A 24,471-nucleotide genomic window follows, 5' to 3' on the forward strand; every position below is an offset into this window, starting at 1 on the left:
GATTAAATTATAGAAACTTATGAAAATACTGCACGTTATCACACGTTCTGATCTGGGAGGCGCTCAAACGGTAGTGATCAATCTTGCAAATTCTATGTGCGCCAATCACGAAGTTACCGTGGTTGCAGGTGAAGATGGTCCTATGTGGCGGGCATTGGATCATAGGGTGAGAAAAATAAAGGTAGAGGAAATTGTACGGCAGGTATCGGTAAAGGATATAATTGCATTATTCAAACTTTATAAAATAAATAAAACGCTGAATCCGGATGTTATCCATCTTCATTCTTCGAAGATCGGAGTTTTGGGAAGACTCGCATTTCCTAAAAAGAAAGTCGTTTATTCGGTTCATGGATTTGATTCTATCAGAATTGCATACAGAAAATTTCTTCCGCTCGAAAAACTGCTCAAAAATCATTGTAAAGCTATTGTGCTAGCAAGTGATTATGACAGGAAGAATATAATTAATGAAGGAATTAAAAAGAATCTCTATATAGTATATAATGGTGTCTGTAAACCGGAAAAAGAAGCAGGCTTACACATAGACGGAATTGATAAATATAAAAAAGTGGTCATGTGCATTGCCCGGATATCTCCTCAAAAAAGGTTTGAAAGCTATATTGAAATTGCAAAACTGCTTCCTGATTATGCTTTTGTCTGGATCGGTGCTGAAAAAAAATATGATGGGCTTCCGGATAATGTTTTTTGCTTAATGGGCTTTCCCAATGCAAAAAAATATTTACAGATAGCTGATATCTTTGTTCTTCCTACCAATTACGAGGGAGTCCCGATTGTAGTGATTGACGCTTTAAGTTATGGAAAACCCGTTGTTTCATCAGATGTGGGTGGCATTTCAGAAATCGTATTAAATAATCATAATGGATATGTTTTGGATAATTCAGATGTTGCTTTTGCAGAAAAAATAAACTATATTTTAGAGGATTCTGAAATCCATAACCAGTTCTCCAAAGCATCTTTTGATATTTTTAATAAAAGCCTGACTATAGATGTAATGGTTGAAGAATATACACGCATATATGAAATATAATAAATAACTCAAATAATTATTCACTATTTTTTAATACAAAAAATATGATCTATTTGTTAATAATACTTAATGGGTTACTAATGCAATAAAAAAACCTTTAAATTTGGTTATTGGGAAAAAACTTTCTTAGCTTCGCGGAATAAATTTTATAGGTATTTATTCTGTATTACAGAATAAATCTATTTTGTATATTTATCGCACATTTGAAAGAGAAAAAATTGAATACCGTGAACAACATTGCCATACGAATGAGAAGAGATAGAACGATTTTTAAAGTAAACGGATTATTAAAGGTTTGTTTATTTATAAACATTAGTGATATTTCATTAAAACTCTTTAGCGATAGGAAATTCAAAAGTAAATACAAACCCATTGTATATAATTCCGACCACTCACGGATAAGTGTTGGTGAATATTTATTAAAATTCAATATTAAATGCATTGTCTTAGAGACATCAAATATCAGTCATTTGCATAAAGACGTTGCAAACGAGATTGTAAAAGCACGTAAAAATGGTATTGAAGTGTATGAAGCCCATGAGTTTTATGAAATCGTAAATAGAAGGATTCCTCTCGTGCGACTTGAAAGCAATGTTTATCTTGCGGATGATATCTTTACAATTGGGCAAAAGCAGGAAAAATTTAATATAAAGAGGCTGGTTGATATTACCATAAGTTTATTACTGTTGCCCGGAGTAATTCCTTTGGTCATTTTAGGATTTATTTTAGTGAAGCTTTCCTCAAATGGAAATGTCTTGTTTTCTCAGGAGCGTGTAGGAAAAAATTCTAAAACTTTTACGATTTACAAAATAAGAACAATGGTTTCATCCCATAACGGGCATTTTACTACAAATAATGATGCCAGGGTAAACCGTATCGGAAAATTTTTAAGGATGACCAAAATTGATGAACTTCCTCAATTATGGAATATTTTAAAAGGGGATATGAGCCTTATTGGTCCGCGCCCTGAAAGGCCTCATTTTGTTAAGATTTCAAATGAGGAAAATGCGATGTTTGATCTCAGGCATTTAATAAAACCGGGTGTTACCGGCTGGGCACAGGTCAATCTTCCTAAAGCCACCCCTGAGGATAACCTTGAAAAATTAGAATACGATTTGTTTTATATCAAAAATTATTCTCTTCTATTCGACATACTTATTGTCTTTAAAACCATAAAGATTGTTTTTACTCTGAATAGTAACTAGGTTTGTAATTGTATTCTTATCACTTATTTATTTAACATTATATTTAATTATAATAGGACTTGAATAAATAAAATGCTGTAATAATTAAGAACTTATTTATGAAAATAAAAGAAACCCCGTTAAAAGATTGTTATATCATCGAACCTACTGTATTTGAAGATGACAGAGGTTATTTTTTTGAAAAATTTAATGAAAAAAAGTTTGAAGAACTAACGGGAATGAATGGACATTTTGTTCAGGATAATATTTCAAAATCTTCTTATGGGGTGCTGAGAGGCCTGCATTTACAAAAAGGAGAACATGCTCAGGCAAAGTTGGTTTCATGTTTAGAAGGCAAAGTTTGGGATGTTGCAGTAGATTTAAGAGAAGATTCACCTACTTACGGGAAATGGTTTGGGATCGAGCTTACCGCAGAAAATAAAGTACAATTGTATGTGCCGAGAGGCTTTGGTCACGGTTTCTCTGTGCTGAGTAATCATGCTGTTTTCTCTTATAAATGTGACAATTTCTATAGTAAAGAATCGGAGGGAAATGTACTTTTTAATGATCCGGAACTTCAGGTGGATTGGAAACTCGAAGAAAAGGATATGATCCTATCGGAAAAAGATAGAAATGCTTCTTTATTTAGTGAGAAAAATTTTTAATAGCTATTGAAAACCACTTCATTCAAGTAGTTTTTATTTTTTATGGGGACTTTTTAATATTTTGTATCTTTGCAAACTCAAAATCAAAAAGATGCGTACAAAATCGGTAGGAAAGAAAAAAATTAATGTCGTCACTCTGGGTTGCTCCAAAAACGTATATGACTCAGAAGTATTGATGAGCCAGCTGAAAGCGAACGGAAAAGAAGTGGTTCATGAAGACAGGGGTGATATTGTTGTTATTAACACCTGCGGATTTATAGATAATGCCAAAGAAGAATCGATTAATACCATTCTGGATTATGTAGAGGCTAAAAACAGAGGAGAAGTAGAGCAGGTTTTTGTGACGGGCTGTCTTTCCGAAAGATACAAGCCGGATCTGATTAAAGAAATTCCTGATGTTGACCAATATTTCGGAACTCGTGATCTGCCTATCCTGTTAAAGCATCTGGGCGCAGATTACAAACATGAACTGGTAGGTGAAAGACTGACTACAACCCCGAAGCATTATGCGTATCTTAAGATTTCAGAAGGCTGTGACAGGCCGTGTTCTTTCTGTGCAATCCCATTAATGCGGGGCTCGCATATTTCCACTCCTATTGAAAAACTGGTACTTGAAGCGCAAAAATTGGCAAAGAAAGGAACTAAAGAACTGATTTTAATAGCTCAGGACCTTACGTATTACGGTCTTGATATCTATAAAAAACGGGCATTGGGAGACCTGCTGAAAGAATTGGTAAAAGTGGAAGGAATTGAATGGATCCGTCTTCATTATGCTTTTCCCAGCGGTTTTCCGGAAGATGTTTTGGATATTATCCGTGAAGAACCTAAAGTTTGTAATTATATAGATATTCCTCTTCAGCATATCAATTCTGACTTATTGAAGTCCATGAAAAGAGGAACCACCCATGAAAAGACAGATGCTCTTTTGTCTAAATTCAGAGAAAAAGTTCCGGATATGGCGATCAGGACGACTCTTATCGTTGGTTATCCCGGAGAAACCGAAGAAATTTTTCAAGAACTTAAAAACTGGGTGAAGGAACAGAGATTTGACAGACTGGGATGCTTTACCTATTCCCATGAAGAAAATACATCGGCATATGTTTTGGAAGACAGTGTGCCTCAGGAAGTAAAAGAAGCACGGGTAGAAGCAATTATGGAAATTCAATCCCAGGTTTCCTGGGAAAAAAATCAGGAGAAATTAGGTAAGATTTATAAATGTATTTTTGATCGTAAGGAAGGAAACTATTTTGTCGGAAGAACGGAATATGATTCTCCGGATGTAGACAATACGGTTTTGGTTTCTGCTGAGAATACCTATATTTCAATCGGTGAATTTGCGGATGTGATGATTACTTCCGCAGAAGAATTTGATTTGTATGGGGAATTAATTTAATTTCATTTTTATTACAATATAATTAAGGCTAATGAGAATACTCATTAGCTTTTGTTTTTTTAATGCACAATGCAAGTGTCATTACTTATAATGTAATAGTGTGTTTCTTATTTGATTCTCTGACTATAAGTTCATATGTTGAGAGCTAATAATTAATTTGAATTCAATTAGTTAAAATTTTGTTATTTCTTAACTTACCTTACAATTGTTAATTCTATTAACTTTTATATTTGTATTTTAACAATTTTTAACAAGGTGTAATAAGATGCCTAATATCAAGCCTTTACGATAATTATTAACATAAATTTTTATATTTATTAACATAATTTAACATTTATGATAGGTGTTTTATAAGATTCCTGATACATTTGCCCAGTCAAACAAATAAATGTTTAAAATGATGAAAAGATTCATTCTCGTAATCATCATGATGATTTCAACACTTGGTATTTATTCATTTACAAATAATGTCATAGATGCAAAAAAAACAACTTATGCATCGTACTACCACAATAAGTTTAACGGTAAAAAAACAGCCAGCGGAGAAATTTTCAGCAATTCAAAGTTTACTGCAGCAAACAGAACGCTTCCATTCGGAACAAATATCAAGGTAACCAACCTGAATAATGGAAAAGAGGTAATAGTGAAGATTAATGATAGAGGACCTTACCATTCTTCAAGAGCATTGGATATGTCTAAAGCAGCGTTCGATGAAATCGGGGGAGCAGGAAGCGGTACTATTCCGGTGGAATATGAAATTGTCGATTAATCTATGATTATATTAAAGCCAGCCTTGAGAGCTGGCTTTTTACTTTTATAAATCAAGTTCCACTAAGGCAGGACAATGGTCAGAATGTACGGCTTCTTTCAGGATAACCGCTCTTGTAAGCTTATCCTTTAGGCTATAAGAAGCGAAATTGTAATCCAGTCTCCATCCTTTATTGTTGGCTCTTGCATTTTGCCTGTAGCTCCACCAGGTATAATGGTCAGGCTCATTATTAAAGAACCTGAAGCTGTCGATCAGTTCACATTCATTAATAAAATGGGTCATCCATTCTCTTTCCATGGGTAAAAACCCGGAAGTATTTTTTAAACCTACCGGATTATGAATATCAATAGCCTCATGGCAAATATTGAAATCCCCGGAAATAATAAGATTTGGAATTTCCTTTTTTAAATTTTTAATGTAATCTAAAAAATCATGGCAAAACTGCATCTTAAAATCGAGTCTTTCTATATTGGATGCAGAAGGTACATATACAGAGATCGCAGAGAACCCGTCAAAGTCTGCACGCATAATCCTGCCTTCATTGTCATAGCTTTCAATCCCGCAGCCAAATTCCACGTGGTCAGGCTTTATTTTCGATGCAATTCCGACTCCGCTGTAGCCTTTTCGTACGGCAGAATGCCAATAGCTGTGGTAGCCGAGTTTCTCAAGACTCTCAATATCGATCTGATCGTTTCCGGCTTTGCTTTCCTGAATGCAGATGATATCCGGATCAGCCGTTTTCAGCCAACCTAAAAAGTCTTTAGTAAAGGCTGCCCGGATGCCGTTTACGTTATAGGTGATTAATTTCATTGTCTTATATAAAATTTAACTGGTTATGATATTTGATAATAAAATTCTGTACGATTACGCTACTATGTTGATAATAATCAAGATTCATCTTTTTTGCGAAGATAGGAACATTAAAAAAGGAACGGAAAAAATCTACAGATTTTTTCCGTTCCTTATATTTTTAAATGATATTAAAATTATTTTGGTTCCAAAATACTTATCGGAATAATACATTCCTCCAGTGAAATTCCTCCGTGCTGATAGGTTTCTTTATAATAATTCACAAAGTGATTGTAATTCTTAGGATAAGCCAGGAAGGTATTGTTTTTCGCAAAAATATACTTTGAACTTAAATTTCCTTTAGGCAAAAACAGCTTTTCAGGATTGGTAACTGCCCATACATCGCTGTCATCATACGTCAGACTTTTTCCTGTTTTATAGCGGATATTGGTTGATGTTTCCCTGTCGCCGACTACTTTACTCGGCTTTTTTACATAAACAGTTCCATGGTCTGTCGTAATCACAAGTTTAAAGCCGTTTTCGGCTGCAAGTTTGATGATTTTGATTAATGACGAGTTTTCAAACCAGTTCAACGTTAAAGATCTGAACGTTTTATCATCACGGATCAGCTGGTCTACAATATGATTATCTGTCTTTGCGTGAGAGAGAATATCAATAAAATTGTAAACGATTACCAATAGGTCATTGTTTTTATGCTGATTAAAATCATCGTAGATTTTGCGTTCAAAATCAGCGTTTAACACCTTCAGGTATTTCATGGATTTGGAGCCCAATCCGATCCTTTTCATCTGGTCTTCAAGGAAATCACGTTCGTATTCGTTTTTATTTCCTTCCTCGTTGTCATTAAACCATTTGTTAGGAAAACGTTTTTCAATTTCAGACGGCATCAATCCTGCAAAAAAGGAATTTCTTGCATATTGCGTAGCGGTAGGAAGAATACTGTAATAATAATCTTCTGAAATTTTATTATAATATTTTGTAAACAAAGGCTCAATCATTTTCCACTGGTCATAGCGAAGATTGTCCACCATTAAAAGAAGAACTTTTTCCTTTTCAACTTCAGATTTTATTTTCTCTTTAAAGAGAGTATGGCTCATAATCGGCTTGTCAGAATCATGGAGCCAGTCTTCATAATTGTTCTCGATAAACTTGGCAAACTGGATATTCGCTTCCTCTTTCTGCGATTGCAGAAGATCTGCAAATTCATTATCTGCTACCTTATCAAATTTAATTTCCCAGTTAACGATCTTTTTGTAGTATTCAGCCCAATCCTGATAAGTTCTTAAATAAGACAGTTCCATAGAAAGGTTTCTGAATTCCTGCTGATACTGTAGGATTGTTTTCTGTTCCACCAGATTATCTTCCTGAAGATTTTTCTTTAATGATAATAGGATCTGGTTGGGATTAACAGGCTTCAGTATGTAATCGGCAATCTGTGATCCGATGGCTTCTTCCATAATATGCTCCTCTTCGCTTTTTGTAACCATAACGATTTTAAGGGAATTATCTTTCTCTTTAATCATCGGGATAGCTTCAAGCCCTGAAATTCCGGGCATGTTTTCATCAATAAGAGTCAACGCAAATTTTTCAGAATCCATGAGTTCCAGGGCTTCATTCACATTGTTGACCGGGGTTACATGATAACCCTTTTTTTCTAAGAATACGATATGAGGTTTTAGTAAATCTATTTCATCATCTATCCATAATATCTTTTCCGACATAATTTATTTTTTACATGGTTATTGTATCAAATTACTGACCAATTTCTTTTAAAACTTCCCAAAAACAGAGGCTTAATAGTTAAATCTTAGTTAAGAGAAAAGGCGGTTCGCAGCTCTTTATATCTATTAATTTAAACGTAAATTATACAGGGTTAAATTTCAATGTAAAAGAACTTAATATGGTATCAAAGATAATTTAAAAACATCAATGTACAGCTAATTAAGTTAAAATTTAAAATCCTTAAATTTGTTTACTAATACTGACGTTTCAATGCAGAATAAACTTAAAATCATCAACGATCCGGTTCACGGATTCATCAAAATACCCCATGAAATTTTATTCGACGTTATTGAGCATCCTTACTTCCAGCGATTGAGAAGGATCGGGCAGACCGGACTGTTGAATCTTATTTTCCCGGGTGCAACGCATACAAGGTTCCATCATGCATTGGGTGCCATGCATTTGATGTTTACTGCTTTGGAAACATTAAAACAGAAAGGTGTGAAAATTTCTGAACAGGAAGAAAAAGGGGCGATGCTGGCAATTTTGATGCACGACATCGGTCACGGGCCGTTTTCCCATGCTTTGGAATGTATGCTGATGGACGACTGGCATCATGAAAACCTTTCGCTGTTACTGATGAACCGTTTGAATGATGAATTCAACGGGGAATTATCCTGTGCTATTGAAATGTTTCAGGGAAAATATCACAGAAAGTTTTTTAATCAGTTGATTTCTTCCCAGCTGGATGTTGACCGTTTGGATTATCTGAAACGGGACAGTTTCTTTACCGGTGTTTCTGAAGGGAGCATCAACACCCAGCGGATTATTTCCATGATGAATGTTTGTGATGAGGGAGAACTGGTTATCGATGCAAAAGGAGTGTATTCTATTGAGAACTTCCTGACGGCAAGAATGTTTATGTATTGGCAGGTATATTATCATAAAACATCGGCGCTGGCGGAATTTCTTCTGGTCAAGATTTTGGAAAGGGCAAAGTATCTGGTTTCTCAGGGAGTCGATCTTCCAGCTACTGAAAACCTCACTTATTTTTTATACAGGGGGAAAAGTGCTGCCACGGATGAAGATATACAGAGGTTTACAAGACTCGATGACAATGATATCATTCAGGCCATGAAAGGCTGGCAGAATGCGGATGATATGATTTTGTCCTATTGGTGCAGATGCGTGATACAGAGAAACCTTCCGAAAACCATTATTTCATCCCATTCTTTTGATGCTGGGTTTGTTAAAGAAAAAATAAAAAAAACCAATCATCTTTTCGGAATCGACAATGGTAATGAGCTTGTACACGAAATCAAGCGGAAACTACTTCCTTATGATACCAAAAAACAGCCTATCTTTCTGTTGCAGAAAAACGGAAGAAAAATAAGGCTTGAGGAATCGGAAGACCAGCTGTTGTCCGGCCTGATGGTAAATAAAACGACCCGGTACATCCTCACTTTTCCCAGAGACGAGTCAGGTATAATTTCTTAAAGAATAATAAAATTCGCAATCCTAAAATTAAAAAATGTTTGCGAATTACAGAATTTCTTATCTTTGCAGAATATGGAATTTACAGCTTCGCAAATTGCAAGTTTTATCAATGGAAAAATTATAGGTGACGAAAATGCACTTATTACGGGAGTTTCGCCTATCGAAAGCGGGGAAGCAGGCCACCTTTCCTTTATAGCACAAGACCGGTTTATACATTACCTGGATGCTTCACAGTGTTCTGTAATCATCGTTTCAGAAGACCTTTTAACGAAAGACCACTATAACTCTACAATTATCGCTGTAAAAGATGCTTATCTTTCTTTTCAGATCCTGATGAACCTTTACCAGGAAATGCAGGGCAGAAAAGAAGGTGTTGAGGATGGATCTTCCATTCATGAAACGGCTGTCATTGGTGATAAAGTATATATTGGGGCTTTTACCTATGTTTCTGAAAAGGCAAAAATAGGAGAAGGATCTCAGATTTACCCGCAGGTTTACATTGGCAAAGGGGTGAAGATCGGGAAAAACTGTAAGATCGACAGCGGAGCAAGAATATATGATTACTGTATCATCGGTGACAACTGTATTATTCATTCCAATACAGTGATCGGCGGTGACGGATTTGGTTTCCAGCCTACACCTGAAGGATTTAAGAAAATTCCTCAGTTAGGAAATGTGATTATTGAAGATCATGTTGAAATCGGTTCAAATTGCAGCATAGACAGGGCGACTATCGGTTCTACTGTTATTGGTGAAGGGACTAAAATTGATAACCTGATTCAGATTGCACACAATGTAAAAATCGGAAAAAATAATGTGATTGCGGCACAGGCAGGAATTGCCGGATCTACTACCATTGGAGATTGGAACCAGATTGGTGGCCAGGTTGGGGTAGTAGGCCATATCAAAATTGGAAATCAGGTGAAAATTCAGGCCCAGAGCGGAGTGAATTCAAGCGTTAATGATAAAGAAACCTTATACGGTTCGCCGGCAATCAGCTATAATGACTACCTTAGAAACTACGTCCATTTCAGGAATTTCACTGAAATTGTTAACAGAATAAATAATCTTGAGAATAACTCAAAAGATAAAACTAATGAGTGATATGCAAAAAACGCTTCAGCAAGAAGTAACACTTTCCGGAATCGGACTTCATACTGGTAGAGAAGTAAAGCTAACCATGAAACCTGCAAAAGAAAATACAGGTTTTGTATTCGTAAGAACAGATCTTGAGGGACACCCGCAGGTCGAAGCTGATGTTAACTATGTAACCGCTACAGAAAGAGGAACGACATTAGAAAAGCTAGGCGTAAAAATTACCACTTGTGAGCATCTTTTGGCGGCATTGGTAGGCTGTGATATTGATAACGCGGTTTTGGAAATGGATGCTTCAGAGCCTCCGATCTTAGACGGATCCTCAAAATATTTTGTAGAAGCGATTGAAAGTGTAGGCGTAGCCGAGCAAAATGTTGCCAGAGAATATCTGGTGGTTAAAGAAGTGCTTACCTACAATGATCCGGCTACAGGATCAGAAATCACAATTATCCCTTCAGATACATATGAAGTGACGACCATGGTAGATTTCGGGACTAAAGTTCTGGGAACCCAGAATGCTACCCTTAAGCATATTTCCGAATTTAAAGATGAGATTTCTTCAGCAAGGACCTTTAGCTTTTTACACGAACTGGAAATGCTTTTGGACCACGGGTTGATCAAAGGCGGAGATATTTCCAATGCGATTGTGTATGTAGATAAAGACCTTACGCCTGAAACTACGGAAAAATTAAAGAAAGCCTTTGGTAAAGATGAAGTATCTATCAGGCCAAACGGAATTCTTGATAACCTGAACTTAAATTATCCTAATGAAGCCGCAAGACACAAATTACTGGATGTAATCGGTGATTTGGCATTGGCAGGAGTAAAAATAAAAGGCAAGGTCATTGCCAATAAACCGGGACATTATGTAAATACCCAGTTTGCAAAAAAACTGAACCGTCAGTGGAAATTGCAGAAGAAGAAAAATGTTCCCGATTTTGATTTGACAAAAGAACCTGTTTTCGATATTAACGGAATTATGAAATTAATGCCTCACAGGCCGCCGTTTTTATTAATCGATAAAGTCCTTGAGCTTTCAGATTCCCACGTTGTAGGTCTTAAAAATGTAACGATGAATGAACCTTTCTTCGTTGGACATTTTCCTAAAGAGCCGGTAATGCCCGGTGTTTTACAGGTTGAAGCATTGGCACAGACCGGTGGAATTCTGGTATTGGCAAGTGTTCCTGATCCTGAAAATTATTCTACCTATTTTATCAAGATTGATAAAGTGAAATTCAAGAGAAAAGTAGTTCCGGGAGATACGCTTATTTTTAAAATTGAATTGATTGAGCCTATCAGAAGAGGGATTGTTCATATGCAGGGATATGGATATGTTGGCGACAGCATAGCCGTAGAAGCAGAGTTAATGGCTCAGGTCGCAAAAAATAAAGTTGATTAAATGATTCATCAATTAGCAGCCGTAGATAAGCGTGCGAAAATCAGCAAAAATGTAATCGTAGAACCTTTTACTACCATTGCGGGTGATGTGGAAATCGGGGAAGGAACATGGATCGGTCCTAACGTGACCATCATGGATGGTGCGAGAATCGGTAAAAACTGCAGGATTTTTCCGGGAACTGTTATTTCAGCGATTCCTCAGGATCTGAAATTCGATGGTGAAGATACCCGGGTTATTATCGATGATGAAACAACCATAAGGGAATGTGTCACAGTAAACCGGGGAACTAAAGCGCTGGGCTATACTAAAATCGGTAAGAACTGCCTTATCATGGCCACTACACACATTGCGCACGACTGTGTTATCGGAGATCATGTGATCATTGTTAACGGGTGTGGTATTGCCGGACATGTAGAAATTGGAGATTATACGGTAATGGGAGGTTTATCAGCGGTCCATCAGTTTGGTAAAATCGGGAAACATGTGATGATTTCCGGTGGTACTTTGGTAAGAAAAGATATTCCGCCTTACGTAAAAGTGGCCAGAGAGCCTATGTCATACGCAGGAATTAATTCTGTCGGCCTGAGACGAAGAGGGTTTACCAATGAAAAAATCTTTGAAATTCAGAAGATTTACAGAGCTATTTTCCAGATGAAAATGAATGTTTCGCAGGCTATTTCACTTATTGAAAAGGAAATGCTTCCAACTGCTGAACGCGATGAAATCCTGCAGTTTATCCAGAATTCTCCAAGAGGAATCGTTAAAGGATACGGAACTGCCAAAGACAGTAATTAGAAGCATCAGTCAGCTGTTATGAGAAATTTAATCCTCTTGATCATGCCTTCCGCTTCATTATTCTTGTCGGCACAGCAGACAGAAGGATTAAAAACCGAAAAAACAACCCGTGCCTCCATTATGGAAAGAAAACTTCCTGAAAAATCGAAGGACAGTATAGCTAAGAATAATGTAAATAATTTATTGAAACAGAAGAGCAGCAGTTCATTTTTCGGAACTACTCAGCAATATAACTCTGATGTTCAGATGAATGTAAACCGGTTGCAGAATAATGTAAATACATTCAATAATAATTCATTTAACAGAATGTTACCTCAAGGACAGGGAATTGAAATAAAAAAAAGAAAATAAACATATACAAAATTAATGGCAACAAGTAACGATATAAGAAAAGGCCTTTGCATAGAATTCAGCAATGACATTTTTAAAGTAATCGAATTTCTTCACGTTAAACCGGGAAAAGGTCCTGCTTTCGTAAGAACGAAATTAAAATCAGTAACCAACGGGAAAGTTCTTGATAATACTTTTTCTGCAGGTCATAAGATTGATGAGGTAAAGGTGATTACCAGGAAATTCCAATATCTTTATGATGATGAGAACGGTTTCCACTTTATGAACAATGACGATTTTTCCCAGCTTTATCTTAACAAAGAGATGATTGAGAATGCTCAATTGATGAAAGCAGGAGAAGAAGTAACGATCATTATGAAAGAAGCTGATGAAACTCCGCTTTCTGCAGAGCTTCCGCAATCTGTTTATCTTGATGTTATTGAGGCTGATCCGGGTGTGAAAGGAAACACCGCAACGAATGCTCTTAAAAATGCCATCGTTGAAACAGGAGCAAGAGTAATGGTTCCTTTGTTCATTGAACCGGGAGACAGAATCAAAGTAAGTACAGAAGACGGTTCTTATTTAGAAAGAGTAAAAGAATAAATTATAGATAAAATTTACACTAATTCGGTTTGCACACGCATTCCGAATTTTATTTTTATAATAAGTTTACAACGTGCTTAGGTACGGATTAATATATTTAAAGAAAATCAGTTATTATGAAATTTCATGCTCCTCAAAAACTGAAAACCATTGCCGATCTGATCGGTGCAAAATTTGTTGGTCCTGAAAACTTTGAAGTGCTGGGAACCAATGAAATCCATAGGGTAAAATCGGGAGACATCGTGTTTGTGAATCATCCGAAATATTACGACAAAGCATTAAATTCTGCCGCTACCATCATCCTGATTGATAAAGAAGTGGATTGTCCGGAAGGAAAAGCACTGTTGGTTTCTGATGATCCTTTCAGGGATTTTAATAAGATCAATACCCATTTTACACGAATATATAATTTTACCGAAGAATTGCATGATGTAGAAATCGGCGAAGGGTCAAAGATCCATCATTCCGCTGTAATCGGCAATAATGTAACCATAGGAAAAAACACCTTAATCTTTCCCAACGTTGTGATTGGTGACCGAACGGTTATCGGGGACAATGTTGTTATTCAGTCGAATACCGTTTTAGGCGGAGATGCATTTTATTACAGGAAACTGAACGGTAATTTTGACCGCCTGATCTCCGTAGGAAATGTGGTGATTGAAAATAATGTTGAAATCGGAAACGGATGTACCATTGACCGTGGTGTTACAGATTCTACCATAATCGGTGAAGGTTCCGTGCTGGATAATCAGATTCAGGTCGGCCATGACACGGTGATCGGTAAAAAATGCCTGATTGCTTCCCAAGTGGGAATCGCAGGATGCTGTGTGATCGGTGATGAAGTGACCTTATGGGGACAGGTTGGCATTGCATCAGGAAATGCTATTGAAAGTGGGTCTGTGATTTTAGGTAAAACAGGAGTTAACAGGGATCTTGAAAAAGGGACTTATATCGGCATGTTTGCAGAAGATTTCAAAACCTATCTGAAAAAAGAGGTGAAGCTGAGGAATCTCAAATAAACAAATTGTTTAGATTGATCTTTAATCAAAGAAAAATAAGTAAATTTGTGAGCATTAATAAAAATAATAAATAAATTAAAATTATAATAAAATGTCAATTTTAGTAAACAAAGATTCTAAAGTAATTGTACAAGGATTTACAGGGAACGAAGGTACTTTCCACGCAGGGCAGATGATCGAATACGGAACCAACGTTGTAGGAGGTGTTACTCCGGGAAAAGGAGGAAGCGAGCATTTAGGGAAGCCTGTATTCAATACGGTAGCTGATGCTGTTACAAAAGCAGGGGCTAACGTGAGTATTATTTTCGTACCGCCTGCATTTGCTGCTGATGCAATTATGGAGGCTGCTGAAGCAGGTATCAAAGTAATCGTATGTATTACTGAAGGTATTCCTGTAGCGGATATGGTAAAAGTAAAATCATATATCGCAGACAGAGACTGCAGGCTGATCGGCCCGAACTGTCCAGGAATCATTACTTCTGAAGAAGCTAAAATTGGTATTATGCCAGGTTTCGTTTTCAAAAAAGGAAAAGTGGGAATCGTTTCAAAATCAGGAACCCTTACGTATGAAGCAGCTGATCAGGTAGTAAAAGCAGGTTTCGGTGTTTCTACGGCAATCGGTATCGGTGGTGACCCAATCATCGGAACGACGACCAGAGAAGCTTTGGAATTATTCATCAATGACCCTGAGACTGAAGCCGTAGTGATGATCGGAGAAATCGGTGGTGGTCTTGAAGCTGAGGCGGCAAGATGGTACAAAGCCAGCGGTTCTACAAAACCGGTAGTTGGATTCATTGCAGGCCAGACTGCTCCAAAAGGAAGAACAATGGGACACGCAGGAGCAATCGTGGGTGGTGATGAAGATACTGCTCAGGCTAAAATGCAGATCATGAGAGAAAACGGAATTAACGTAGTAGATTCTCCGGCTGATATTGGTGCTACTGTAGCAAAAGTTTTAGGTTAAGATCTATTCATTTAAAACATAAAAAATCCCGGACTGAAAAGTTCCGGGATTTTTGTATTATATTGAATTAATATTTTAATTTCTGATCCATTTCCAGATCTCTTTCATAGTAGCTTTATTTCCATACATTAAAATCCCGACACGGTAAATTTTTCCGGCTACGAAGATCATAAAAATAGTGGTTCCCAATAATAATCCGATGGAGAGGGCAATCTGCCACGCCGGAACTCCGTAAGGAATTCTTGCAATCATCGCCACCGGTGAAGTAAATGGAATGATTGACAGCCAGAAACCAAGTGGTCCGTCCGGATTGTTCATTAAAGAAATGCTTCCGTACATCCCCAGCATCAAAGGCAGAATCGCAAATAATGTGAACTGCTGAGTTTCAGTTTCATTATCCACTGCAGAACCGATGGCAGCATAAATCGAGCTGTAAAAAATATAGCCTAACAGGAAGAATACGATGAAAACGAAAATAATCAGGGGAAAGTTCAGCTCCAGTAAGCTGTGGGAAACCTGTGTGGCAATTTGGGCTACGTCAAGCTTGCTTGCCATCTCTTCATTCCCGCCAGGAATATTTTTCTGAATGGATGAAAACCCGGTATTCAAAACCAGTGCTCCAATTACAGACATCGTGATCCATACCAGGAACTGGGTCAGGGCAACCAGCGTTACCCCTAAGATTTTGCCCATCATCAGTTCAAAAGGTTTTACAGAAGAAATAATAATTTCCACGACCCGGTTATTCTTTTCTTCCAGCACACTCCGCATCACTCTCACGCCATAAATAATAATAAACATGAAGGTTACATACATCAGAAGCATACTTAAGCCGCTTTTCACGCCTAAAGCAAGATCAGAATCTTCCTTGTTGTTTTCAGCGACGTTGATTGTTTTTAAACTAAAGCCTTTATCAAGATCATTCAGCTGGGTTTCAGCGATACCAAGCTGTTTGATTTTTTCTTTCTTAATGACGTCAGTAATATCCGAAACTATTTTCTGTTTGGTATCAAACCCTATTTTACTGTTAATAATCAGCCTTGCAGCCTGTTGTAACTCAGTAAAGTTTTGGTTTCTTAACTCCGGTAAAATTAAGATCCCATCAGTTGATTCATTGCCTTTTAAATTTTTAATTTTTGATTTCTCATCAGCTTCCGAAACAAAAACATAATTCAGTTTATCAGTAGATTTCATTTTATCCTTAAAAAGCCCGCTTCTGTCTACTACTTCAATAACGCTGTGGGATTCATTGGCTTTAAACATCAGGCCGACCACTGCTCCGAAAGCAATCAGCATAATGGGGGCTAAAAGAGTCAGTATTATAAAAGATTTTTTCTTGACCTGCGTAAGAAATTCCCTTTTGGTAATTAAAAAAATATGATTCATGATTAAGAGTTGTTGCTTACCGCATTAATAAAGACTTCATTCATACTAGGGATTTTTTCGTCAAATGACCTTACTTTTCCTACCTGTACAAGATCCAGAAGAATCTGGTTCTGGTCGGCTTCATTTTTTAAGTCGAAAGAAACCAGGCTGTTTTCATAGTTGAGATTGGAAATGTCATAGGTGTTCCTGAAATATTCCAGCTTCGGTTCATTAACTTCAGAAAGAGTAATTCCAAAAATATTTTTCTTGAATTTTTCCCTTACGTCAAATACCCTTCCGTCGATAATTTTTTCAGCATTATTAATTAAAGCTACATAATCACACATTTCCTCTACGCTTTCCATGCGATGCGTAGAAAGGATAATAGTGGTTCCGTTATTTTTAAGTTCGATAATCTGGTCTTTAATCAAATTTGCATTTACGGGATCAAAACCTGAAAAAGGCTCATCAAGAATCAGCAAATGCGGTCTGTGAAGAACAGTTACAACAAACTGGATTTTCTGGGCCATCCCTTTTGAAAGTTCAGATAATTTCTTCTTCCACCACTGGTCGATATGAAGTTTGTCAAACCATTTTTTCGCTTCGTTCAGAGCATCATTCTTGCTCATTCCTTTAAGTTCCCCGAAATAAATAAGCTGGTCACCGACTGTCATATTTTTATACAAGCCTCTTTCTTCAGGCATATAGCCGATGTCTTTGATATGATTGGGATTGAGCTTTTCTCCATTAATGGTGATCTCTCCGGAATCCGCCTGGGTTATCTGGTTGATGATGCGGATGAAAGAAGTTTTTCCGGCTCCGTTCGGACCTAAAAGTCCGTACACACTTGCTTTCGGAACATGGATGCTGAAATCATCCAAAGCTATCTTTTTTCCGGCGTTGTACGTCTTTCGTATATGTTCAGCTTTTAGCATTAAATTGGTTTTTCTTATTTTAAAAGATAAAGTGCCGAAAGTTACGGAATTATTAAAACACAAATAAGCTAAAAGAAAAAATCCTGATGTTTATCAGGATTTAATTTATTGTTTCACAATTTGAGTGACTTTCATTGTATTATCACTTAAAATATATCGGATAAGATATTTTCCAGGTTTAAGCTTCTCAATGTTGATCTCGCCTGAATTCATATTTACAGCATAATTGGCCACCTGTGTACCCAGAATTGAATAAAAAGTAACACTTTTTATTTTAAGGTTAGGCTCTTTAGCCTTGATGATAAGAAAATCCTTTGCAGGATTAGGGTAGGCTACCAATACTCCGTCATCAGATTTTTGTGAGAAAGAATTAGGCTCTTTAATCTGAGCTTTCATATTGCTGGAAAATCCAACAAAAGTGCCTAAAAATATAAATAAGAGTAAAAGTTTTTTCATCAAATTAAAATTTCTTAACTATAATCAAACAAAAATAAACAATTCTGCAATTGCCTGCAATTTTTTTTCGCAGAACTTGTAGTAAATTTGTATTAAATTTTATTCAAAAAGTATTCCAAAAATGATATATTCAAGAAACAGAAGGCTTAGAGTCAGTGATTCAGTCAGAAGCCTGGTAAGAGAATGCTCCCTTACAACAAATGATTTTGTAATGCCTGTTTTCGTCATGGAGGGCGAAAACAAAGAAGAGCCCATTTCGTCAATGCCCGGGATTTTCAGGAGAAGCATGGATCTGACGGTAAAAGAATGTAAAGAACTGTTCTCTTTAGGAGTGAAAGCGGTTAATCTTTACATGAAAGTTTCTGAGAATTTGAAAGACAATACGGGGAAAGAGGCCTGGAACAAAAACGGGCTGATGCAAAATACGATCAGGGCTATTAAAGATGCCGTTCCGGAAATGGTGGTTATGCCTGATGTAGCCTTGGATCCTTATTCCATCTATGGGCATGACGGAATTATTGAGAATGGAAAAATTGTAAATGATGTAACCAATGACGCGCTGGCCAGGATGTCCGTATCCCATGCAGAAGCCGGTGCTGACATTGTGGCGCCCAGCGATATGATGGACGGCAGAGTTCAGGTGATCCGTGAAGCTTTGGAAGACAGCGGGTTTACTGATGTCGGGATTTTGAGCTATGCTGCAAAATATGCAAGTTCTTTTTACGGGCCGTTCCGAAGTGCATTAGACAGTGCGCCGAAAGACAACATGGAAATTCCGAAGGATAAAAAAACGTATCAGATGGATTTCCACAATTCCCGGGAAGCCCTGAATGAAGTTTTCAAAGATATCGAAGAAGGAGCTGATATTATCATGATCAAACCGGGACTTCCGTATCTGGACATTGTATCCAAAGTTCGTGAAGCAATTGATCTTCCCATTGCCGTATACAATGTAAGCGGGGAATATGCCATGGTAAAAGCGGCGGCACAAAACGGCTGGCTGGATAATGACAAAACCATTATTGAAAGCTTAACATGTTTCAAAAGAGCCGGAGCAGATATGATCTTTACATATTTTGCGAAAGAAGCAGCCATTCTTTTAAATAAATAATTAAAAAAATAACACCTCAATCTGAGGTGTTATTTTTTCCATTTATCCGAAACACGCATGGTAATGGGGAGATCCGGGAACAATAGGGTTTTCTCCTCCTTTGTCATATACGCATATATTCGACGGACATAAATACCAGCCCGGCTGGCAGTTGCCGTTGGCATCCGGCGGACGGATGTTTCCGCCGTTGATCTTCATCAGATCTTTTTTTGTTAATTTTTTCATGATCAATAAGTATTTGGTTAACAATCTCTAAAGTAATAAAAATTTATCACATGAGATAGATATATCAGCAAATGCTTTAAGATTACATAATATTGAAGTCTTTTCCTTTTGTAAATTTTGCAGCAAAAGGAGCCTGGTTACCTTTATATTTCAATATAAAATGCTTTTTAGTATCCGTATCCACCTTAGCTTCCACGTCTACATCCTGAGTCTGAAAGCTAATATTTAAATTAATTCCGGATTCCTTTTCCAGATAGATTTCCACACTCTCCGCATAAAATAAAGAAGCACTCAGATAGTTGAACTTAATATTTTTCCTATATGATCTTGATTGGTCCTGTGTGAATTCAGAATACTTTCTTAAAATTTCAATTCCCGGCGAGTCAATATTGGTGATTCTGGATTTTGTCACTCCGTTCACCCGGACTGAAAAATTATTCACACCATTGATATTCCCGTTAATTCCGATATTAAAAAGGGATGGCAGGGAAAGTCCGAATTCTATCATGCTGTCTTTATTAAACTCAAAATCAGGAATCAGTGCCGGAAACTTCTGTACATTTATTAATTTGTTTCTGACCGTATTCAACGGGTCTCCTGTAAAAAGATACCCGATCAGGTTATTATTGGTGGTACGCCAGTTCCTGCCGTTCCATTCATAAATTTCACAGAGCAGCGTATCTGTGGAAGAATGCGGAAGGAGATCCATATCCTGCCATTTGAACACTTCTTTGGCATAAGGCCTCCGGTTGATGATACTCACTCCCAGATCCAGAGCCAGAAGCTCGGTCAGTTGTTGATTGTTTTCCATAGTAATACAAGTGTTTTGGTTGATATAAAATTAGTCAAATAAAATGAACGTTCAGAAATTTATAGTAAAAGTCTGGTTAAATTTAGATGGGAATATAGTCTCTCGCTGATTGTAGTGATTATGCAGATATCAATTTAAATAAAGGTTTGTTGAATCTGTTAGATATGTGAGCGTATATTTAAAAAATAAGCGTATTCATGCCTTAAAATTTCATAAAAATTCAAAGACTGTTTTTTAATCTGAACATTAAATTCAAAAATACTTTATCTTTGCTCTTATGATTTTACGCGGAGAAAACTTAATCAAAGAATACGGTCCCAAAAAAGTAGTAAAAGGTGTATCCGTACAGGTCCAGCAAGGGGAAATTGTAGGTTTGTTAGGTCCGAACGGGGCGGGGAAAACCACATCCTTCTATATGATTGTTGGATTGGTTAAGCCCACTTCCGGAAAGATTTTTCTGGATAAACAGGAAATTACCACCGATGCCATGTACCGTAGGGCGCAGAAAGGAATCGGGTATCTTGCTCAGGAAGCTTCTATTTTCCGTAAGCTTTCAGTGGAAGAAAATATCATGGGGGTTCTTCAGCTGACCAAGCTTTCAAAACGTGAACAACAGATGAAGTGTGATGAACTGGTAGAAGAATTTTCTCTTCAACATGTCCGTAAAAACCGTGGAGACCTTTTGTCCGGAGGGGAAAGGAGAAGAACGGAAATCGCCCGATGTCTGGCTACTGATCCGAGCTTTATTCTTCTGGATGAACCTTTTGCCGGAGTAGACCCGATTGCTGTGGAAGATATCCAGAAAATTGTAAGAAGCCTGGTGGATAAGAATATCGGGATCTTAATTACCGATCACAATGTTCAGCAGACCCTTGCCATCACAAATAAAACCTATATCATGTTCGAGGGCAGGATCCTTAAAGAGGGGCTTCCCGAAGAACTGGCCAACGACCCTCAGGTAAGGGAAGCTTATCTGGGTGAGAATTTTGTTTACCAGAGTATTTTAGATAAACCTAAAAAGAAAAGTTACGCGTATAATATCTGGGCTGGAAATTTTGATTCAAAAGCTCAGTTTCAAAGTTTTGTTGATGAAAATTTTGCTCAGTTCGATGACCTTAGACTGATGTATGGATTTGAAGAGATCAGCTTTGCATCACTTGGGAATTCAGAAATCCAGCATATTTTCAATGATGTGGTGGATAAAAATGCGAATAATTCTTTCGTATTCCAGAAAAAAGAAATCAATACCCAGTACTCACTCGAACAGGCAGAAGCAGACTCTAAAGCAGCGGCAAAACCTGAACTGCATTATGTGACTACCTATGTTTATGAAGGATAATTAACAGGCAAACTTGCCTAAAAATACAATAAAACGTACCTTTTCTTTTGTAAACGGTACGTTTTTTAGTTAAATTCGTTCTTATGGCAAAGCCTTTTAACAGAACACTTACTTTATTCGGCATTTATAAGCAGCTTATTCCGTTTATCAGGCCTTACCGGTTAATGATTTACGGAACTTTATTCCTTACCTTTTTAGGAGCTCTTGCTGCGCAGGTCAATCCGCTTGTATTGAAATATACAATTGATGAAGTAACCAATCTTACGCATCTTCCGAATCCAATGTCTGAAGGAATTCATGTTCTGATATTGATTTCCGTCATTTTATTGGGGAAAGAACTGTTAAATATTTTTATCAATTTCGGACAGAAATTTTACGGTGAAAAAATCAGGATCAATGTAAGTTCCGTATTGGCGCAGTCGGCAATTGATAAAATTTTGACTTACCGGGTCGCTTATTTCAACGATGAAAACCATGAATCCGGCAAGCTTCAGATCAGAATTGACAGGGGAATTGAAAGTTTGACAAGGCTGGTGCAAAACTTTTTCATTGATATGCTGCCACTGTTTTCCAATTCAATGATCGCCTTGGTGATTATGTATATGCAGAATGCCTATGTAGGGATGGTTTCCACAATCATTGTTCCCATTTATTTTTACATAAGTTCATTACAGGCAAAAAAACTGAGCGGAGTAAGAAGGACATTAAGGAACCAGCGCGAACAGAAAACTTCCGGATTGTTGAATCTGATTAATTCCATCATGGTCATCAAAAGTTTCGTCCGTGAGAAATTCGAGGGGAAAAAGCAGTACGACCTTCAGATGCAGCTTATGGAAAGCCAGATGTTTACCCGGAAAACAAATTTCATTTATGACGGTTTGAAAACCTTTATTGAGCAGTTCGGTGTGGTATTGATCATTCTCCTGACCGTGTATCTGGTTTTGGACCAGCAAATGACGATTGGTGCCATTATGCTGCATATTATGCTTTTCAATAATGTTTCGGCACCGATCCGGCAGCTGCACAGGATTTATGATGATATGAATGATGCGATGATCTATGCGGAAGGCTATTTTGATATCTTGAATGCCGACGATGAGAAAGAACCGAGCGGGAATTTTGTAGAAAAAGACATCAGAGGAAATTTTGAACTGAAAGATGTTAATTTTTCTTATCCGAACGGAACACAGGCTTTGCATCATGTTTCGATGAAATTTAAAAACGGAAAAACAACAGCTTTAGTAGGACTGAGCGGTGCCGGAAAATCAACGGTGATTAATCTTTTATGTAAATTTTATCTTCCCGATTCAGGGAAAATCCTGTTGGATGATGTAGATTTGAATAATTTTGACAATACCTTTTTAAGAAGTGATTTGGGCTTGGTGCTTCAGAAAAACCATATCTTCCAGGGAAGTATCGAAGACAATATCCGCTACGGCAATATGGATGCCACTTTTCAGGAAATCGAAGCAGCGGCAAAAAAGGCATATCTCCATGAGCAGATTCTTGACCTCCCGGATCAGTACCAGCATGATGCCACCCAGCTTTCCGGCGGTCAGCAGCAAAGAATTGCGATTGCACGGTTGTTCCTGAAGGATCCGCCGATTATTTTCCTGGATGAGCCTACGGCAAGCCTGGATGCTATTTCGACAGAACAGATTAAAAACTCTCTGGATGCTATAAAAGAAGGACGCACGGTCATTATTATTTCCCATTCCTTATCGCAGATTTTAGATGCTGATAAAATTTATGTGATGAAAAAAGGCAGAGTGGTGGAAGATGGAACCCATGATGAACTGGTACAGCTCAACGGAACCTACCGGGAAATTTTTGACGCGTCTGCAAGAAGTTTAAACCTTGACAAACTCGTGAATACTTATAAAGATAATTGATATAAAGTAAAAAGTAAAAAGTAAAAAGTAAAAAGTAAAAAGTAAAAAGTAAAAAGTAATTAAACTGTAAACTTCAAACTGTCAGTCTTAATAATGAATGATCACTATCTCAAAAAGCTCGATCGTGTAACAGCGATTCTTACCCAGCTGCAATCTAAGCCGCTGGTCAGGGCACAGGATCTTGCCGAAAAATTTGATGTCAGTATAAGAACGATCTACCGTGATGTCAAAACCCTTGAAAATGCAGGAATTCCTGTTGTGGGGGAAGCAGGAAGCGGATATTCACTCATGGAAGGCTATAAGCTTCCGCCTGTGATGTTTACGAAAGAAGAAGTGCTGAGCTTTATTACCGCTGAAAAATTAATGGAAACATTTTCCCATCAGAGCTTAGGAAACCATTACAGGACGGCCATGGAAAAGCTGCGTTCCGTATTAAAATATTCAGACAAGAACCTGATTCAGCATATTGAAAAACAGATTGATATTTACAATTACCAGCCACAATCCGGAGAGCCTATCAAAAATGTGATCCCGACTATTCTGGAAAGCATTGCAGAAAAACGGCAGCTGTTAATGGAGTATAAAACGGTTGATAACAAAACATCCGTCAGAACTATTGAGGCCGTAGGAGTATTCTTTGAGTTTAATTTCTGGTATATCATGGCATTCTGTACCCTGAGAAATGACTTCAGGCAATTCAGGGTTGACCGGATTTTGAAAATTTCGATCACGGAACATCCGTTTTTACAGGAATACGGACAGATTAACGACTACCGCAAAACCCCGAACGGGAATAAAACCAAAGTCAGGCTTCTGGTGGAGAAAAAAATTATCGGGCATCTGGTTAATTCCAAAAAATATTATGGCCTCATTGAAGAGATAGAAAGAGGAGACAATGTAGAACTTATTTTCGAAACCGACTGGATTGATGAGGGTTTTCCGCGCTGGTTGATTACCTTTGCAGATTATGCAGAAGTTTTGGAGCCTGAATTTTTAAAAGAAAGCGTTAAGAAATTGATTGCAGACATTCTGAAAAAAATCTAAAAT

The 24,471-nt window shown here is 37.3% G+C and carries 23 protein-coding genes and 1 pseudogene; 17 read left to right on the forward strand and 7 right to left on the reverse strand.

Annotated features, from left to right (window positions below):
- The first annotated feature begins 19 nt into the window (after nt 1-19).
- The 5 genes from MKJ01_RS01255 (at nt 20) to MKJ01_RS01275 (ending at nt 5,056) form a co-directional block, all read left to right on the forward strand.
- The gene (locus MKJ01_RS01255; protein WP_241611119.1) at nt 20-1,045 is read left to right on the forward strand and encodes a glycosyltransferase; all 1,026 of its coding nucleotides are present in this window, start codon (nt 20-22) and stop codon (nt 1,043-1,045) included.
- A gap of 470 nt (nt 1,046-1,515) precedes the next feature.
- A complete protein-coding gene (locus MKJ01_RS01260) occupies nt 1,516-2,250 on the forward strand; it encodes a sugar transferase (RefSeq protein ID WP_241611121.1) in 735 nt (244 codons plus the stop codon).
- A 98-nt stretch (nt 2,251-2,348) separates the two neighbouring features.
- The gene (gene rfbC, locus MKJ01_RS01265) at nt 2,349-2,894 is read left to right on the forward strand and encodes a dTDP-4-dehydrorhamnose 3,5-epimerase (RefSeq protein WP_241611122.1); all 546 of its coding nucleotides are present in this window, start codon (nt 2,349-2,351) and stop codon (nt 2,892-2,894) included.
- A 91-nt stretch (nt 2,895-2,985) separates the two neighbouring features.
- Nucleotides 2,986-4,287 (forward strand): 30S ribosomal protein S12 methylthiotransferase RimO, encoded by a 1,302-nt coding sequence (rimO, locus tag MKJ01_RS01270; protein WP_241611123.1) that lies wholly within the window; start codon nt 2,986-2,988, stop codon nt 4,285-4,287.
- Between the two features lie 397 nt (nt 4,288-4,684).
- Nucleotides 4,685-5,056, forward strand: a complete 372-nt coding sequence (locus tag MKJ01_RS01275; RefSeq protein WP_241611125.1) for a septal ring lytic transglycosylase RlpA family protein — start codon at nt 4,685-4,687, stop codon at nt 5,054-5,056.
- A 45-nt stretch (nt 5,057-5,101) separates the two neighbouring features.
- Here MKJ01_RS01275 and MKJ01_RS01280 read toward each other — a convergent pair whose 3' ends face one another.
- Both MKJ01_RS01280 and MKJ01_RS01285 read right to left on the reverse strand, forming a co-directional pair.
- On the reverse strand, nt 5,102-5,866 hold the full coding sequence (locus MKJ01_RS01280) for an exodeoxyribonuclease III (RefSeq protein WP_241611127.1): 765 nt from the start codon (nt 5,864-5,866) through the stop codon (nt 5,102-5,104).
- Nucleotides 5,867-6,042: 176 nt separating this feature from the next.
- Nucleotides 6,043-7,587 carry a bifunctional response regulator/alkaline phosphatase family protein gene (locus tag MKJ01_RS01285; RefSeq protein ID WP_241611129.1) on the reverse strand — a complete coding sequence of 515 codons (1,545 nt, stop codon included), beginning with the start codon at nt 7,585-7,587 and terminating at the stop codon, nt 6,043-6,045.
- A 271-nt stretch (nt 7,588-7,858) separates the two neighbouring features.
- On the opposite strand from MKJ01_RS01285, the gene MKJ01_RS01290 reads away from it, so the two are divergent.
- From MKJ01_RS01290 to sucD, 8 genes are all read left to right on the forward strand, one after another.
- Nucleotides 7,859-9,085 (forward strand): HD domain-containing protein, encoded by a 1,227-nt coding sequence (locus tag MKJ01_RS01290; protein ID WP_241611131.1) that lies wholly within the window; start codon nt 7,859-7,861, stop codon nt 9,083-9,085.
- A gap of 72 nt (nt 9,086-9,157) precedes the next feature.
- The gene (lpxD, locus tag MKJ01_RS01295; RefSeq protein ID WP_241611133.1) at nt 9,158-10,189 is read left to right on the forward strand and encodes a UDP-3-O-(3-hydroxymyristoyl)glucosamine N-acyltransferase; all 1,032 of its coding nucleotides are present in this window, start codon (nt 9,158-9,160) and stop codon (nt 10,187-10,189) included.
- The gene (locus tag MKJ01_RS01300; protein ID WP_241632416.1) at nt 10,182-11,579 is read left to right on the forward strand and encodes a bifunctional UDP-3-O-[3-hydroxymyristoyl] N-acetylglucosamine deacetylase/3-hydroxyacyl-ACP dehydratase; all 1,398 of its coding nucleotides are present in this window, start codon (nt 10,182-10,184) and stop codon (nt 11,577-11,579) included. The genes lpxD and MKJ01_RS01300 overlap by 8 nt, the downstream gene beginning before the upstream one ends.
- A complete protein-coding gene (gene lpxA, locus MKJ01_RS01305) occupies nt 11,580-12,374 on the forward strand; it encodes an acyl-ACP--UDP-N-acetylglucosamine O-acyltransferase (RefSeq protein ID WP_241611137.1) in 795 nt (264 codons plus the stop codon). It begins immediately after the preceding gene.
- Nucleotides 12,375-12,392: 18 nt separating this feature from the next.
- The gene (locus tag MKJ01_RS01310) at nt 12,393-12,725 is read left to right on the forward strand and encodes a hypothetical protein (protein WP_241611139.1); all 333 of its coding nucleotides are present in this window, start codon (nt 12,393-12,395) and stop codon (nt 12,723-12,725) included.
- Between the two features lie 15 nt (nt 12,726-12,740).
- Nucleotides 12,741-13,307, forward strand: a complete 567-nt coding sequence (efp, locus tag MKJ01_RS01315; RefSeq protein ID WP_241611141.1) for an elongation factor P — start codon at nt 12,741-12,743, stop codon at nt 13,305-13,307.
- Between the two features lie 116 nt (nt 13,308-13,423).
- Entirely contained in the window at nt 13,424-14,326 is a 903-nt protein-coding gene (locus MKJ01_RS01320) for an LpxD N-terminal domain-containing protein (protein ID WP_241611144.1), read from the forward strand.
- A gap of 91 nt (nt 14,327-14,417) precedes the next feature.
- On the forward strand, nt 14,418-15,290 hold the full coding sequence (gene sucD / locus MKJ01_RS01325) for a succinate--CoA ligase subunit alpha (protein WP_241611145.1): 873 nt from the start codon (nt 14,418-14,420) through the stop codon (nt 15,288-15,290).
- A gap of 75 nt (nt 15,291-15,365) precedes the next feature.
- Here the strand turns inward: sucD and MKJ01_RS01330 are convergent, their stop codons facing one another.
- From MKJ01_RS01330 to MKJ01_RS01340, 3 genes are all read right to left on the reverse strand, one after another.
- Complete coding sequence (locus MKJ01_RS01330; RefSeq protein ID WP_241611146.1) at nt 15,366-16,676, reverse strand: ABC transporter permease; 1,311 nt, start codon at nt 16,674-16,676, stop codon at nt 15,366-15,368.
- A 2-nt stretch (nt 16,677-16,678) separates the two neighbouring features.
- Nucleotides 16,679-17,590 carry an ABC transporter ATP-binding protein gene (locus MKJ01_RS01335; RefSeq protein ID WP_241611147.1) on the reverse strand — a complete coding sequence of 304 codons (912 nt, stop codon included), beginning with the start codon at nt 17,588-17,590 and terminating at the stop codon, nt 16,679-16,681.
- Between the two features lie 105 nt (nt 17,591-17,695).
- On the reverse strand, nt 17,696-18,046 hold the full coding sequence (locus tag MKJ01_RS01340; protein ID WP_241611148.1) for a T9SS type A sorting domain-containing protein: 351 nt from the start codon (nt 18,044-18,046) through the stop codon (nt 17,696-17,698).
- Nucleotides 18,047-18,167: 121 nt separating this feature from the next.
- Between MKJ01_RS01340 and hemB the strand changes: the two genes are divergently transcribed.
- A complete protein-coding gene (gene hemB / locus MKJ01_RS01345; RefSeq protein WP_241611149.1) occupies nt 18,168-19,157 on the forward strand; it encodes a porphobilinogen synthase in 990 nt (329 codons plus the stop codon).
- A 42-nt stretch (nt 19,158-19,199) separates the two neighbouring features.
- Here hemB and MKJ01_RS01350 read toward each other — a convergent pair whose 3' ends face one another.
- Both MKJ01_RS01350 and MKJ01_RS01355 read right to left on the reverse strand, forming a co-directional pair.
- Nucleotides 19,200-19,382, reverse strand: a complete 183-nt coding sequence (locus MKJ01_RS01350) for a bacteriocin (RefSeq protein ID WP_027385722.1) — start codon at nt 19,380-19,382, stop codon at nt 19,200-19,202.
- 82 nt (nt 19,383-19,464) lie between these two features.
- Nucleotides 19,465-20,193, reverse strand: a complete 729-nt coding sequence (locus MKJ01_RS01355; RefSeq protein WP_241611150.1) for a hypothetical protein — start codon at nt 20,191-20,193, stop codon at nt 19,465-19,467.
- A gap of 277 nt (nt 20,194-20,470) precedes the next feature.
- Between MKJ01_RS01355 and lptB the strand changes: the two are divergent.
- From lptB to MKJ01_RS01370, 3 genes and pseudogenes are all read left to right on the forward strand, one after another.
- Nucleotides 20,471-21,196, forward strand: a pseudogene (gene lptB, locus MKJ01_RS01360) (LPS export ABC transporter ATP-binding protein); the annotation flags it as partial.
- A gap of 500 nt (nt 21,197-21,696) precedes the next feature.
- Entirely contained in the window at nt 21,697-23,424 is a 1,728-nt protein-coding gene (locus MKJ01_RS01365; protein WP_241632427.1) for an ABC transporter ATP-binding protein, read from the forward strand.
- A gap of 93 nt (nt 23,425-23,517) precedes the next feature.
- Nucleotides 23,518-24,468, forward strand: coding sequence for a YafY family protein (locus MKJ01_RS01370; RefSeq protein ID WP_241611154.1), 951 nt, complete (start codon nt 23,518-23,520; stop codon nt 24,466-24,468).
- Nucleotides 24,469-24,471 lie beyond the last annotated feature (3 nt).

This window comes from Chryseobacterium sp. SSA4.19 (genome assembly GCF_022601875.1).
Classification (GTDB): Bacteria; Bacteroidota; Bacteroidia; order Flavobacteriales; family Weeksellaceae; genus Chryseobacterium.

Excerpts from the sequence above, each read along its gene's own strand:
- MKJ01_RS01255 (WP_241611119.1), top strand. The coding sequence starts at position 20 with ATGAAAATACTGCACGTTATCACACGTTCTGATCTGGGAGGCGCTCAA.
- rfbC (WP_241611122.1), top strand. The coding sequence starts at position 2,349 with ATGAAAATAAAAGAAACCCCGTTAAAAGATTGTTATATCATCGAACCT.
- rimO (WP_241611123.1), top strand. The coding sequence starts at position 2,986 with ATGCGTACAAAATCGGTAGGAAAGAAAAAAATTAATGTCGTCACTCTG.
- MKJ01_RS01275 (WP_241611125.1), top strand. The coding sequence starts at position 4,685 with ATGATGAAAAGATTCATTCTCGTAATCATCATGATGATTTCAACACTT.
- MKJ01_RS01280 (WP_241611127.1), bottom strand. The coding sequence starts at position 5,866 with ATGAAATTAATCACCTATAACGTAAACGGCATCCGGGCAGCCTTTACT.
- MKJ01_RS01285 (WP_241611129.1), bottom strand. The coding sequence starts at position 7,587 with ATGTCGGAAAAGATATTATGGATAGATGATGAAATAGATTTACTAAAA.
- MKJ01_RS01290 (WP_241611131.1), top strand. The coding sequence starts at position 7,859 with ATGCAGAATAAACTTAAAATCATCAACGATCCGGTTCACGGATTCATC.
- lpxD (WP_241611133.1), top strand. The coding sequence starts at position 9,158 with ATGGAATTTACAGCTTCGCAAATTGCAAGTTTTATCAATGGAAAAATT.
- MKJ01_RS01300 (WP_241632416.1), top strand. The coding sequence starts at position 10,182 with ATGAGTGATATGCAAAAAACGCTTCAGCAAGAAGTAACACTTTCCGGA.
- lpxA (WP_241611137.1), top strand. The coding sequence starts at position 11,580 with ATGATTCATCAATTAGCAGCCGTAGATAAGCGTGCGAAAATCAGCAAA.
- MKJ01_RS01310 (WP_241611139.1), top strand. The coding sequence starts at position 12,393 with ATGAGAAATTTAATCCTCTTGATCATGCCTTCCGCTTCATTATTCTTG.
- efp (WP_241611141.1), top strand. The coding sequence starts at position 12,741 with ATGGCAACAAGTAACGATATAAGAAAAGGCCTTTGCATAGAATTCAGC.
- MKJ01_RS01320 (WP_241611144.1), top strand. The coding sequence starts at position 13,424 with ATGAAATTTCATGCTCCTCAAAAACTGAAAACCATTGCCGATCTGATC.
- sucD (WP_241611145.1), top strand. The coding sequence starts at position 14,418 with ATGTCAATTTTAGTAAACAAAGATTCTAAAGTAATTGTACAAGGATTT.
- MKJ01_RS01330 (WP_241611146.1), bottom strand. The coding sequence starts at position 16,676 with ATGAATCATATTTTTTTAATTACCAAAAGGGAATTTCTTACGCAGGTC.
- MKJ01_RS01335 (WP_241611147.1), bottom strand. The coding sequence starts at position 17,590 with ATGCTAAAAGCTGAACATATACGAAAGACGTACAACGCCGGAAAAAAG.
- MKJ01_RS01340 (WP_241611148.1), bottom strand. The coding sequence starts at position 18,046 with ATGAAAAAACTTTTACTCTTATTTATATTTTTAGGCACTTTTGTTGGA.
- hemB (WP_241611149.1), top strand. The coding sequence starts at position 18,168 with ATGATATATTCAAGAAACAGAAGGCTTAGAGTCAGTGATTCAGTCAGA.
- MKJ01_RS01350 (WP_027385722.1), bottom strand. The coding sequence starts at position 19,382 with ATGAAAAAATTAACAAAAAAAGATCTGATGAAGATCAACGGCGGAAAC.
- MKJ01_RS01355 (WP_241611150.1), bottom strand. The coding sequence starts at position 20,193 with ATGGAAAACAATCAACAACTGACCGAGCTTCTGGCTCTGGATCTGGGA.
- MKJ01_RS01365 (WP_241632427.1), top strand. The coding sequence starts at position 21,697 with ATGATTTACGGAACTTTATTCCTTACCTTTTTAGGAGCTCTTGCTGCG.
- MKJ01_RS01370 (WP_241611154.1), top strand. The coding sequence starts at position 23,518 with ATGAATGATCACTATCTCAAAAAGCTCGATCGTGTAACAGCGATTCTT.